12 protein-coding genes are annotated in these 13297 nt (G+C 52.7%); 3 read left to right on the top strand and 9 right to left on the bottom strand.

Features of this window, described 5'->3' with window-relative positions:
- Positions 1 to 72: 72 nt before the first annotated feature.
- Together EDM55_RS23345 and EDM55_RS23340 are read right to left on the bottom strand one after the other, a co-directional pair.
- On the bottom strand, positions 73 to 2118 hold the full coding sequence (locus EDM55_RS23345) for a molybdopterin-containing oxidoreductase family protein (RefSeq protein ID WP_122961510.1): 2046 nt from the start codon (positions 2116 to 2118) through the stop codon (positions 73 to 75).
- 227 nt (positions 2119 to 2345) lie between these two features.
- Complete coding sequence (locus EDM55_RS23340) at positions 2346 to 4292, bottom strand: AMP-binding protein (RefSeq protein WP_170184448.1); 1947 nt, start codon at positions 4290 to 4292, stop codon at positions 2346 to 2348.
- Positions 4293 to 4481: 189 nt separating this feature from the next.
- Here EDM55_RS23340 and EDM55_RS23335 point away from each other — a divergent pair, with 189 nt between their 5' ends.
- Both EDM55_RS23335 and corA read left to right on the top strand, forming a co-directional pair.
- The gene (locus tag EDM55_RS23335; protein WP_122961509.1) at positions 4482 to 5156 is read left to right on the top strand and encodes a Rossmann-fold NAD(P)-binding domain-containing protein; all 675 of its coding nucleotides are present in this window, start codon (positions 4482 to 4484) and stop codon (positions 5154 to 5156) included.
- Positions 5157 to 5352: 196 nt separating this feature from the next.
- Positions 5353 to 6288 carry a magnesium/cobalt transporter CorA gene (corA, locus tag EDM55_RS23330; protein ID WP_092273508.1) on the top strand — a complete coding sequence of 312 codons (936 nt, stop codon included), beginning with the start codon at positions 5353 to 5355 and terminating at the stop codon, positions 6286 to 6288.
- Positions 6289 to 6305: 17 nt separating this feature from the next.
- On the opposite strand, the gene EDM55_RS23325 is transcribed toward corA, so the two are convergent.
- From EDM55_RS23325 to EDM55_RS23300, 6 genes are all read right to left on the bottom strand, one after another.
- Positions 6306 to 7400 carry an HD-GYP domain-containing protein gene (locus EDM55_RS23325; protein WP_122961526.1) on the bottom strand — a complete coding sequence of 365 codons (1095 nt, stop codon included), beginning with the start codon at positions 7398 to 7400 and terminating at the stop codon, positions 6306 to 6308.
- A 150-nt stretch (positions 7401 to 7550) separates the two neighbouring features.
- A complete protein-coding gene (locus EDM55_RS23320) occupies positions 7551 to 7853 on the bottom strand; it encodes a YunC family protein (protein WP_122961508.1) in 303 nt (100 codons plus the stop codon).
- 79 nt (positions 7854 to 7932) lie between these two features.
- Complete coding sequence (locus EDM55_RS23315) at positions 7933 to 8172, bottom strand: DUF6154 family protein (protein WP_092273409.1); 240 nt, start codon at positions 8170 to 8172, stop codon at positions 7933 to 7935.
- A 63-nt stretch (positions 8173 to 8235) separates the two neighbouring features.
- Positions 8236 to 9675, bottom strand: a complete 1440-nt coding sequence (locus EDM55_RS23310; protein ID WP_122961525.1) for a bifunctional metallophosphatase/5'-nucleotidase — start codon at positions 9673 to 9675, stop codon at positions 8236 to 8238.
- 25 nt (positions 9676 to 9700) lie between these two features.
- On the bottom strand, positions 9701 to 10525 hold the full coding sequence (locus EDM55_RS23305; protein ID WP_092273406.1) for a sulfite exporter TauE/SafE family protein: 825 nt from the start codon (positions 10523 to 10525) through the stop codon (positions 9701 to 9703).
- Positions 10526 to 10545: 20 nt separating this feature from the next.
- Positions 10546 to 11397, bottom strand: coding sequence for a DUF72 domain-containing protein (locus EDM55_RS23300; RefSeq protein ID WP_092273403.1), 852 nt, complete (start codon positions 11395 to 11397; stop codon positions 10546 to 10548).
- A 110-nt stretch (positions 11398 to 11507) separates the two neighbouring features.
- On the opposite strand from EDM55_RS23300, the gene EDM55_RS23295 reads away from it, so the two are divergent.
- Positions 11508 to 11903, top strand: coding sequence for a M67 family metallopeptidase (locus EDM55_RS23295; RefSeq protein WP_246071045.1), 396 nt, complete (start codon positions 11508 to 11510; stop codon positions 11901 to 11903).
- Here EDM55_RS23295 and EDM55_RS23290 read toward each other — a convergent pair.
- Positions 11879 to 13285: an aspartate kinase gene (locus tag EDM55_RS23290; RefSeq protein ID WP_092273397.1), complete on the bottom strand. Its 1407-nt coding sequence runs from the start codon at positions 13283 to 13285 to the stop codon at positions 11879 to 11881. The two genes, EDM55_RS23295 and EDM55_RS23290, sit on opposite strands and share 25 nt — an antisense overlap.
- Between the last annotated feature and the right edge of the window lie 12 nt (positions 13286 to 13297).

Here is a 13297-nt window from a genome sequence, read left to right as displayed (position 1 = left end):
TGGATGCAAAAAGCTTCGCGCAGCCAGCAGGCCCACGAAGCTTTTCGTTTGCAATACGCAGGTATTTCCTCTCTATCTAGCAAGCTTCTCCACGTTTACACGCCCGGAGAAGAAAGTGGCTCCGCCTCCCATGTCTGCGATGCGATCCGGGGTCAGCGCATTTACATGGTGCTTGGCACCTGGTTGATCCGCCCACAGTCCCTGACTTACTACCACACCCGTCAGGACCGTTTCCCCGACCGATACAGTCAGCTCGCACTCACCTCGGTCATTCCATACCCGCACCAAATCTCCATCGGCGATGCCAGAAGCCTCGGCATCTGCCGTATTCATGAACAGTCGCGGAAATTTCTCCAGCTTGACGTGCTTGGCATTATTGGAAAACGTCGAATTGAGGAAATTGTGATTGGGCCCCGGCACGTACAAAAACGGAAGGTCACTTTCCACAGGAATCGGCGTATACGTAGGCAGTGCAGGATACCCTAGCTTCTCTAGCTGCTTGGAGTACAGCTCGATCTTGCCGCTTGGAGTCGGAAGCTTTTCGATAAAGTTGGGAGTGACGGCTGCTTTTCTGTAGTTTTTTTCGACCAGATCCTCGTACGTGATCGAGCCCAGGAACGGGTTCGCCGGATAGTCCAGCGCCTGTCGGATCAGTTCCTCCTCGGAGTCATCGAACATCTCGTCCTCGTAGCCCATTCCTTTTGCCAGCAGGCGGAAAACTTCCACGTTCGATTTGCTTTCTCCATAAGGGGCAATCACCGGTTTTTGCAGCTGCATGTAGTGATGCCAATAGGACGTGTAAAAGTCCGTGTTCTCAAAAGCGGAGGTAGCAGGCAGGACGATGTCGGCATAGGCAGCTGTCTCCGTCAAAAACAGATCGTGGACGACAGTAAACAAATCTTCTCGCAGCAGCCCCTTTTTGACCTTGTTTCCTTCCGGGGCCACCAATGCAGGATTGCAGCCGTAGACGAACATCGAGCGGATCGGTGGGTCCAGCTCCAAAAGAGCACTGCCGATCACATTCATGTTGACTCTGCGCGTCTTTTTGTTTGCTAACAGATCCGGTCGTTGAAGCGCCTGCTTGTTGTGTTCCAAAAATCCTTTGTTACCTTTCATCGCTCCGCCGCCCTGCACGAGCCACTGGCCGGTCAGAGCAGGCAAACAGGCGATCGTTCTCACGCACATGCCCCCGTTGTCATGGTGCTGAAGACCGTTTCCGATCCTCACCAAGGACCCAGAGGTCTGCCCGTACATACGCGCCAGACGGTAAATATCGTCTGCTGGAACTCCTGTAATGCTCGAAACTGTCTGCGGATCGTACTGCTTGACGTGCTCCCGAAGCTCCTCGTGCCCCACCGTATACTTCTCCATGAACTCCTCATTGACCATATTTTCGGCAAAGAGGATGTGCATGAGTCCGAGAGCCAAAGCTGTATCTGTTCCGGGCAAAATCGGGATGAACCAGTCAGCCCAGCGACCCGTCTGATTTTTGTGGACATCGATGACGACGATCTTCGCACCGTTCTTCCGTGCTTTTTCTGCCAGCATCACCTGGTGCATATTCGTGCTGACCGCATTGATCCCCCACATCAGAAACAGCTTGGTGTGCACCGTTTCTTCCGGATCGGTGCCGTAGTTTGCCCCCATCGTGTAGTTGTAGCCGACGCCGCCTGCCGCGTTGCAAATCGCTCGGTCCAATAGACTGGCACCCATGCGATGAAAGAGTCGATAATCCATCGTCTCCGCATTCAGCCTGCCCATGTTGCCGTAGAAGCTGTATGGCAAAATGCTTTCTGGTCCATGCTCACGGATCAGCTGCTTCCAGTGAGAGGTGATCGTCTGGATGGCTTCTTCCCAGGTGATTGGCTCGAATTTGCCCTCTCCTTTTGCGCCCACCCGCTTCAGTGGCTGTGTGAGCCGTTTCGTATCGTAGATTCGCTCCGCCATGTTGCGTACTTTGTTGCAAATGCTCCCCTGTGTTACGGGATGATTAGGGTCACCCTCTACTTTTACAATTTTGCCGTCCTGCTTGTGCACCACAAGTCCGCACTGATCGGGACAATCCAGTGAACAGACGGAGGGAAACACTCCGTTTGGCTGATCCACATATGTTTTCATGGCCATTCCCTCTCCTACCCCATTTCTTTTTCGCATCGGATCGCTTATATCCCCACTATATCACTAGGATATAAAAATGACATTAGAAAACTTGGCTTCGAAAAGACTTCGTTGCACTTTTGCAGGTTTCCATCTCATCCATGTTATTTGTATGAAAAAAGCCCTGCCCGCGATGCTTTCCCAGCAAAGGCGGCAGAGCTGCTATTTTTGTCCATCAAACTCATGATTCAGGAATCAATTTTCGTTCGCACAGGCAGGCTCTCAAGCGCCGCCGGATTCATCAAGCTCGATGTATCCCCGAGCTTCTCCCCCAGGAAACGCTGCTTGATGAGCCTGCGCATTATTTTTTGCGTGCGGGTTTTTGGGAGATCGGAAACTGCGTAAATCTCTACCGGTTCATACGGCTTGCCAAGAGTGCTGGATACATGTCCTTTCAGCGCGCTCGCATCGAGAGAAGCTCCCGGCTTCATGACCACAAACAGCACGATCGCCTCTCCTTTCACCGAATGAGGAACCCCAATCGCTGCCGCTTCCAGCACTCCCGGGTGCTGATTCACGACATCCTCCAGCTCTCCCGGTCCCGTTCTTCTCCCTGATACCTTGATGACGTCGTCCGCCCGTCCCAGATGGAACCAAAAGCCGTCTTCATCGACTGTGACCATGTCTCCCTGCCACCACATCTGCTCTCCCAGAGGAAAATACGTATCGAGGTAGCGCTGGCGATTTTTCCAGAAGCCTCGTGTCTGCGCCGGCTGCGGCACGGTGAAAACGAGATAGCCCGATTTGCCTGCTGGGACCGGATTGCCGAGCTCGTCGACGACTTTTGCCCCCACAGCAGGAGTCGCTCCCAGGCAGGTCGCCTTCTGCGGCGCAACGCAAACGGACGACAATATTTCGGCAAATACCTCTGTTCCGCCACTGCCGTTGATGATCGGTGCCCTTCCATTGGTCCAGGACAAATACCACGACCACGTCTCCTCGTCGATCGGCTCTCCTGTATGCCCTAATATGCGCAAGGACGAGAGGTCTGCCTTTCCCCGAAAGGCTTCCGCGTAGGTCTTCAGCAGACGAAGCGCCGTTGCCGGAGCACCGAACACACTTACCTTGTACTTATCGATGATCTCGTACAGACGGCCCGGATGAGGATGCATCGGACTTCCCTCGTAGATCAAAAACGGAGCAGCCACACTATGGGCGGAGAACAGGGGGAGCTGACCCATCATCCAGCCAAAATCCGTCACCATGGTAAAAATATCATCAGGTTGTGTGTCGTAGATGAACATGCCGACCTCGGCCGTTTTGACAGCGATTCCCCCGTGCACGTGGACGATTCCTTTCGGGCTTCCCGTCGTCCCCGAGGAATAGCTCACCATGCACGGCTCCTCTGCGTCCGTTTCTACCGTTTCATACTGATCGGACGCTTGTGCCATCCGATCACTCCATAGCCAATCGCGACCAGGCACGAGCAGCGCCTTTTCCCCCAGCCGCTCGGCTACGAGAACGCTCTTTACACTAGGGGATGAGTCCAGTGCCTTGTCCAGTACGTGCTTGAGCAGCACCTGCTGTCCGCCCCGGTAAAAGCCATCCGCTGTCACAACGGCTTTGGCTTCTACGTCCCGCAGCCGCACAGCCACAGCCTCTGGACCAAATCCGGAGAACAGCGGGACTGCGACCGCTCCTGCCTTGTAGATTCCATAGAGGGAGATGACCGTCTCCGGGATCATCGGCATGTAAATCGCGACTCGATCCCCTCTCGCAACACCCAAGCTGTTCAGCGTGTTGGCGAAACGGTTTACTTCTCTCTGCAGTTCCGCAAATGTAAACCGACGCTCTTCCTCCGCCTCTCCCTCCCAGAGCAAGGCAGGGCGTTTTGCGGTACGATCGTCTTCCGCCCATTTATCCAAGAAATTATGCACCAGATTAATCTTTCCATCGACGAACCACTCTGGCCACGGCAACCCTTTCGATCCATCCACGATCCTGCGGTACGGTCTCGCAAATTCAATTCCTGCAAAACGAATAAAGGCATCCCAAAACCAGCTGACGTCCTCCTCGGAGCGTCGCAGCAGCGTCTCGTAATCCGGGATCTGCTCCTGCTCCATAAAGCGCCAGAGATTGCTCTTCCCACGCTGCTCCAATGTGGGTTCCCACACTACCTTGCGTGTACGCGTCATCCAATTCCCCTCCATCTGACTTGCGATTCGGAATTATTTGAAAGCGCTTACTTCCTCTATTTTCTTCTGCTCTCGCTCACTCTGTCAATAGGGTGCGGACAAGGATGATGCTTCTGACTCAGACCACGAGCGCGGGGAAATATGGTAAAATCAACTAGATGAAAATCGGAAAGTGAGGAACACTATTCCATGAAACGAGCCGTACTGTTCGGCGCAAGCGGCCTGGTCGGCAGTGCCCTGCTGCAGCTTTTGCTCCAGGATGACAGCTATACGGAAATCGTCTCCTTTGGCAGACGTGCTCTCGATGTTGAGCATCCTCGACTTACATCCAGGACGATCTCCTTTTCGATCTTGGGGGAATGCCAGGAGTGGCTGCCCAAGTCCGATGTTTTTTGCTGTCTGGGAACCACGATAAAAACTGCAGGCAGCCGGGAAGCCTTCCGGTTGGTTGATCACACCTACCCCTTGGAAATCGCCCGACTCTCCCTAGCAGCTGGCGCTCGTCAGTTCCTCGTCATCACCGCCATGGGTGCGGATAGCAGCTCCGCTTTTTTCTACAACCGGGTCAAAGGGGAGCTAGAGCATGATCTGAAGCAGCTTTCTCTGCCTGCTCTGCATATTTTCCGCCCTTCTCTTTTGCTCGGAGATCGTCGTGAGCACCGCCTGGCAGAATCGTTCGCAGCGCGGTTGGCACCACTGCTCACGCCGCTTTTGATCGGGCCATTTCGCACGTATCGTCCCGTGCAGGCAGCAGATGTGGCAAAAGCGATGCTCCATGCCGCACGCAAAGCCGAAGGAGGACAGCACGTGTACCCATCGGACAAAATCGCCCTTTTGGCGGCTGTAAGCAAAATGGAAAACTGACAAGTTGATAGTCATACCTTTGTGGGGAGAGCGATGGAAAGGGGCGATCTTTAGATGGATACGCCAAAAGAAAAGCCACTAGCACCAAAGCCTCCCAGTCGACAAGCACTCAAGAGCGCTTATTCGCTGATTCTCACCCACATTTGGCCACGGATGATTTCTACCCATTCTACCTGCAGGAGAATCGAAGACGATGATGAAAGTTCGACTCATACAAAACGGATTGATCACGGAGATTGACGATGTAGAAGAAGCCGCAGCGCCTCCAGTCAACGGGTTTTACTGGATCGATGCTACCCCGTTTGATCTGGATGTGCTGCAGCCATTGTTCGGCCTGCATCATCTCGCCGTAGAAGACTGCATAGACGAAGAAGAGCAGCGCCCCAAGCTGCAGCTCTACGATGACCATTACTTTCTGGTCATCAACGGGATTGCGTTTCACAACCAAGATATTTTCCTGCGTGAAATCAACGTCTTTCTTGGCACCCATGCCATTATTACCGTCACGAAGCAGGAAGCTCCTGAATTTTCGACCATGATGACCCTGCTGCGTGAGAAAGAAATCAACCGTCCGGATACGTTTCTCTATTATTTGGTGGATCAGATCGTCGACCGTTACTTTGACGTGATCGAAAAAATCGAAGACTTGATCGAAAACCTGGAAGAACAAATCCTGATGAACACGCGGAAGTCACACCTCGATCAGATTATCGGGCTGCGCAGCGAAATTTTGTATGCGCGCAAAATGCTGGTGCCGCAGCGTGATTTGATCGATGCGCTGCACAAAAAAGAACTTCCGCTGATTCGACCAACCATGCGGAAGTACTTTGGAGATATTCTAGAGGATGCTGCCAAAATCGTAGAAAGCTTTGAGACCTTTCGCGAGCTGATCGGGAACTTGCGAGAAGCGTATCAGTCGGCGCTCGCCGGACGTGCAAACGACATCATGCGCGTGTTTACAGCGCTGACGACCATTTTCATGCCCTTGACCATCGTGACTGGGATCTACGGCATGAACTTCGACAATATGCCCGAGCTGCACTCCCATTACGGCTACTTTGTCGTGCTGGGCATCATGGCTGTAATCGGACTGACCATGTTTCTGATTTTTAAACGAAAGGAATGGCTGTAGCTTTTCCTGCACAGGAACTAGACAAGCTCATCACACGCCACAATCATCAGCGCCAGTTTTTTGGACAGATCGCACTCGTACGGCTGCGTCAGTTCCTCGCCGTTTTCGTCAACCAGAATCCGAATCACAGGCCGGCTCGGCATTCCTTTGTTGGAATCGACAATCACACCCGTTTCACCGGTATTCAATGTGACACTGAGACCTAATGGATACAGAGCGATCGTATCTCGCAATGCCTCTACATACTTCTGATCAAACAGTCGGCCAGAGCCTGAGAAGAGGATCTCCATCGCCTCATGTGGAAGCATCCCCGGACGGTATACCCGGTGGGAGGTCAGGGCATCGAAAACATCTGTCACCGCCATCAAGCGCCCGAACGGATGGATCTCGTCCTTTTTCAGCTTGCGCGGATAACCGGAGCCATCCCAGCGTTCATGATGCTGAAACGCACAGTGAGCAACCAGCAGAGGAATGTCATCCTGGCGTCGCAGCATTTCAAAGCCGTACTCCGTGTGCTTCTTCATCAATTCAAATTCTTCCGACGTCAAATGACCTGGCTTTTTCAAGATTTCATCCGGGACAAGGATCTTACCTATATCATGGAGCATGCCGCCAATACTGACTTCCAGCACTTCCTTTTCGGTGCATTCCGTCTTCAGGGCAAGTGCGGTACTGTACAAGGCGACGTTGAAGGAGTGAGTAAAAATATAATTGTCGAAAGCGCACGCATCGGCCAAAAGGTTCATGGCTGAGCGAGATGCATTCAGTTCATCAGCGACTGCCGCCATTACCTGGCGCAATTCACGGCCAAAAGCTTTGTCTGAAAAAATCTGATGCCATTTTTGGGGAAATTCATGAACGGCTCGAAACGTGTCGTGAATGATCGACATCGCCGCTCTACGAGTGGGCTCGGAAATGACGGTCTCCACAATGATATCGTCAGTGCGCTTATCCTGAATGTAGAGACTAGAGATGTTCTTGGCCTTAAGCCGTTCCAGCATTCGCTGGGTAAGTTCAACACCCGTCCCAACGAGAACCGTTCCGTTTTCCGCGTAGATGGAACGAGCAAGCGTATTACCGGGCTGGCATTTTTGAATGGATTTCAGTCTCATTTCCAACATTCGCCTTTCCTCAGGGTAACCCTATTATAGCGTGATTCGACTAGATTCTACATGCTAATTTTTTATTACCCCAAAACAAAGAAGCACCCTCGTCATCCCGGCAAAGGCGCTTCCTGCTTTTTGATTTCATCAGGCGGTTGCTTAGAACATGCGAGCGACAGCTTCTCGCCCGATCATCCCAGCGGTGATTCCCTGATTTTCGGCTGTGGTCGTCACGGATTCCAGAGGCGCATCCAACAGCTCCTGAATCGTTTTGACCCCGACAGCCCGCCCGGCTAAAATCTCTCGGCTGGCAAGCCGTTCATTTAAAAGCCCTACATCAAGAGCCCCACACATGATATATCCATTGTCTGTCGTGACAGCCAACAATGTCGTCTTTGGCAAACGGACTGTGACAGCAATTGCTGTCCCTTCCGGAAAATGAATTGGCACTACCTCGACCATCGCGCAACCCTCCTTCATCTTTCCTGCCTCGTAGCGTTACCATCCTATGACAGGAAAAAGAAATGTGTGTTTGCACAAGTCAGTGCGCCATCGTCGAAGGAGAGTGCTCCTCCTCCATCGCTACTTTGCGCTTCATGACCTCGATCATGTAGGTCGCAAGCATGTGAAAAAGCTCCTCTCCATCCATCTCATCGATGAGATCGAGCAAGTCCTCGCGAGACTGTTCATCCAGGATTCCGACGACAATGGCGGTAATGTCCTCTTCTGCTCCATTAAAATGCCCTTTGTAGAGCTCGTATACCTCGTCGATAAACCGCATGGTCCCTCTCCCCCCTACTCGTGTAGCATGCCCCAAATTTGTCAGGAGGGCTGTTCCCAAAAATCAGGAAATCGTGACGCGTTCCCAGCGAGGAGTAAACGATTGCTGAATCAGGACGGGATCGAGCACTGTTTGGGCGACGACCTCCCGCAGCATTTGCGGTAGGAAAAACTCGATGTGACTTCCCTGGAGAAGGTCAGGAAACAGGCGATTGTACATGAACATATCGATCGTTCCTACGCGGTATTCTTGATCCAGCAGCAACGGCTTGTCATTGACCTGTATTTCCAGAATCCGCGGGGTTTCTCCCTCAATGTACCGTATGCGCAGCCCATCGACGCCCATCCAGCCCTCCACTTTCCCGCGAAAGCCACAGCCACGCAGCTCTCGATGAATCGTCTCCGGCTGTATCGCCTGCTCCAAAACCCGCAGCAGCTGGGCACCTGTCAGCGTGACAGCACAAGCGTTGATCGGATGCGGCAAGCTGTGCAGCAAATCAACAAAGGACACGCTGCCGCGGTGCAAATCGCTGAGCAGCAATCCGCCATTCGCCAAGCCGATTTCTGCTCCCGTCCAAGAACGCACACTGGCAGCCAAAAAAGAACCAAACGCTGTCTCCTCCATCCACTCTGCCCGCAAATCGTGCTGTAATTGTGCTACGGGGCGCAAAAGAACCTTTTCTGCCTCTCTATCCTGCTCCTGCAAAAATGCGGCAAGGGCTTCATCCGGCAAAAAGTCATCTGATGCGAACAGCTCAGCTTCGATCTCTGTCACCTTTTTGGAGGCTTTGTCCCACACCAGACGCACATGACCGATCTGCTGTCCGAATTTGCCTGTCTGTGCGATCAGCGTACGGCCAATTCGCTCTCCGCGGGGCAGCATATGATGAGTGTGTGCCCCCAAAATCACATCCAGTCCGTCTAGCTCTGCTGCCAAACGGCAATCGGTCGGATACCCCAAATGAGACAGGAGTACAAAGACATCTGCCTGATCTCTTAAGTCCTCTAGCTGCTGCTGCAAGAGACCAATTGGCTCTTGGATCTCCCAGCCCATACTGTTATAGGAAGATGTAAAGGGAATCGTCACGCCGAGCAAGGCTACACGCAGATCCTGCCATTCATGAATCGCGTAGGGGACAGCCCACTGCGGAGTCCTTTGTCTTGCTGGATCCAGAAGATTCCCAACAATTACCTGAAATGCAGCTTGTTTATACATTTCATCGAGTTTCTCTTTGGGAAGAGTGATTCCTTCGTTGTTGCCGATCGTCGCGTAGGAATAGCCGGTTTGATTCATGACGTCGACATTTACTTTTCCATAGCTTGCCTCTGACTTCATATCCATGCGGTCCATATGGTCACCGATGTCCACAGCCAGCACACGCTCTCCCCCTTGCTCCCATTGCTGTCGATAGGTACGAAAGCAGGTAGCAATTCGCGGCATAGGCGCAAAATGACTGTGAAGATCGTTGGTGTGCAGCATGTGCAAGATACAGGTGTCTGCCAAGGCCATCCCCTCCCTCTCTACGAGCTTAGCTGAGAATGGATTCCCCAATCATTTGTATGGCTATGCCCAGAATCAATACGCGCAAGACCAGCACGATGGTCCGCCCTTTCATCTTGCTGGCGACATAAGCCCCGAGCTTTCCTCCTGCCCAGGCACCTGGCGCCAGCATAGCGGCGTACAGCCAGTCGATATTGTGATGCAGCACATTGGTGATGGAACCGATCACAGCCGAAAAGAAAATAACCAGCATAGAGGTGGCCGTCGCGATGTGCGGAGGAAAGCGAAACAGAATCATCATCGCTGGCACCATCAGGACGCCTCCACCCACACCGAACAATGAGGAGGTAATCCCGACGAAAAAGGCAATCAGGATCGCCATCCAACGGCTGTATCCGTATTCGTATTCATTTCCCTCATGATCGATGAAATGGCGTTTGATTTCCCAGTTGATGCTGCGCGGCTTGAGTTTGTCTTTCACCATCATCAGCACGAACATAAGCAGTTGAAACAAACCAAAGAGGAGCGTAAATCCTTCTATTGGTAGTAATTTATTAAGGTAGACACCTACAATAGCACCCGGCGCACTCCCAATAAAGAAGAGAAGTGCACTTTGGACGTCGACCTTTTTCTGCTTCAGATAAGAAATCGACGAAGATAATGCCGTGACAGCAATGACGATGAGCGATGTCGCCGCTGCGACCTGAGGCGTCATGGAGCCTGGCATGTACGCATTGGCAAAGAACAGAAGAGCCGGAACGAAAAAGATTCCTCCGCCCAAGCCCGCAATACTGCCGACGACGCCTGCCGCCACGCCGATGAATAGGAATAAGATTGCTATAGCAACAAGCATGTAATACCCTTCTTTCTCTTCTAGAACAACTCCATTTGGCGAGGATTCAGCCCGCTGGCTTGTACCCCCAGCATGTCCGCAAACTGCTTGGCATTGTGGACGGCATCCCCTCCTGAGTTATTGTTAAACAAAATACATACTTCATCCGCTTCGGTCTCAATCTGTCGAATGCGGGGAACCCACTCAGCCAGCTCCTCCTCCGAATATCGATACAGATAGCGGACATCTCGCCATTTTTGCCCTTCTCCCGGATCGCGCCACCCGGCATGGTTACGGCCATGAAAGCGTACCAGCGCAAGCCTTGGATGAGCAACTCCCACGACGATCGGCACAGAGCCGTCGCCTGCCTGCGGTTCGTCACACAGCACATGTGTCGCCTCGATCTTCCTCAGAAAATCCAGTGTACGCTCGCGGAATTTCTCCTGAAACCAGCTGCGATGACGAAATTCCACGGCAAATGGATACGCGGACAGCTCCTGCCTGCACGCCTGTACGTACTGGACATTTTCCCGCGTGCAATCAAACCACGGGGGAAATTGAAACAGCAGCGCCTTGAGCTTTCCTGCCTCTACCAATGGCTGGATGCTTTCCTCAAATTGCCGAAAAACCTCTCTCCTGTCTACAGGCGCGCTCCCTCGCTGATGGCCTGTCATGGCTTGAAACGGTTTGACGATAAAGCCAAAACGATCCGGCGTTTCCCGGACCCACGTCTCATAATTTCGTTGTGGTAAAATGGCGTAAAAGGAGCTGTCCACCTCCACGATGGGAAAGTGGCCCGCATAGACAGAGAGTTTGTCGCGGTTCCTCACTCCTTGGGTATACAAGTCGTAATGATCACCCCAGCCACAAACGCCAATATGTATGGTGCTCATTCCCCTGAAACCTCCAGGTCCAAATATTTCAAATCCGAATGAAACGGAGGCGCCTTATGTCCCCTGATTGGTTAGGCGAGCCCTTTGCGTTTAAGGATAACAAATTATCCATGACCCGAAAAGTACACAAACGCCTCCTGAGCGAAGCACAAGAGGCGTTCCCGTACGAATATTCGGCTTTGCTGACAGGTCGTGCTTCCATCATTACCGGCCACATCCCCATGCCTACTTCCACATCGAGTATGCACACTTTCTCGTGGGATGGGGCTGCCTTCCTCGGTGCCATCTCCGCCATCCGCAAGGCAAATGTCCAATGGCTGGGAGTCATCCATACCCATCCTCACTCGCCGCCGATCCCTTCCCAGCGCGATCGCACCGGCTGGCATTATCCGTCGCTTAGCTACTGGATCGTCAGCCTCGCTTCTGGCCAGCCCGAGTGGAGCGTTTACCAATGGGTGGACCAGACCTTTGAGCCGCGCGACTACACGCTCACGGAAGATACGTGATTCGCGAGTACAGGCTGGTTTTCTTCCTCGTTGCAGAAAAACTCCTGATACAAAGCGATGACAGCCCGATCTGCTTCCACAGCCTTGACCCCGAACATCATGCTGACCTCGGAAGAACCCTGGTTGATCATCTCCAGGTTGATCTTCGCTTGTGCCAGCGCGGCGGCAGCACGTGCAGTCGTACCTACCGACTGCCTCATGCCTTCTCCCACGATCATCACCAGAGCAAGACCATGTGTGACGGACACATCGTCTACCCGCAGCTCACGCGAAATCCGCTCTACGATGCGCTCTTCTTTCTCGACAGTCAAATCGCGCTCGCGCAGAATGACCGAAATGTTGTCAATTCCAGACGGGCTATGCTCATAGGAGAGGCCCTCTTCCTCTAGAATCTGCAGAAGCTTGCGTCCAAAGCCTATTTCCCTGTTCATCAAATACTTGCTGACATAGATGCTGCAAAATCCGCTATCGCTCGCAATCCCTGACACCCGTTTGGTGGATACCGGAGGCTCACTGACAATCATCGTTCCTGGTGCTGAAGGATTGTTCGTATTTTTGATGCATACCGGGATGTTGGCCTGATAAGCAGGGATCAGCGCTTCCTCATGGAACACACCGAAGCCGGAGTAAGAAAGCTCCCTCATCTCGCGGTATGTAATTTCCTTCACTTCCACCGGATGAGCGACCAGATTCGGGTTCACTACATAGACCGAATCGACATCCGTGAAGTTCTCATAAACATCCGCTTTGACCGCTGCGGCCAGTATCGAACCGGTAATGTCAGAACCCCCACGTGAGAAAGTCACCAGATCCCCTGATTTGGTAAAGCCAAAGAATCCTGGGAAGATGGTGATTCCTCTGTCCGCCCCGAGTGCAGCCAGCTTTTCGTACGCCTCCGGCAGTACGTGTGCGTTTCCCACCTCATCTGTTACGAGTAGCCCTGCATCCAGTGGATTCACATAGTGAGCATCCTCGCCCAGGCTGCGCAAATAGTGAGCAACAACCTTCGCGCATGTATCCTCACCTGCGGCCTTGACAGCATCCATAAACCGCTCCGCTGACAGGTTTTTCTGATTGGAGAGGACTGCATCCAGCTCCGCTTCGATCTGCCCCCCTACTCCAGCCGATAGCTGCAGCTCCTTCACGATCTCCTGGTAACGCGCAAAAATCGCCTGTTTCTCCTTTGGTGCTTCCCCTGCTGCCAAAAAGCGCTCCGCGTACTGTATCAATAAATCTGTAACTTTTGTATCTTCCTTGAAACGCTTGCCCGGAGCAGAGACCACCACCACACGCCGCTCTTGGTCTGCTCTTATGATTTTGCACACTTTTTTTATTTGCTCTGCATTCGCAAGTGAAGTACCGCCGAACTTTGCAACCTTCATGTTTTCTCCTCC

This window comes from Brevibacillus centrosporus (genome assembly GCF_003710815.1).
Classification (GTDB): Bacteria; Bacillota; Bacilli; order Brevibacillales; family Brevibacillaceae; genus Brevibacillus; species Brevibacillus centrosporus.
The sequence above is the reverse complement of the archived record's forward strand: the minus strand, read 5'-3'. Positions and strand labels throughout refer to the sequence as shown.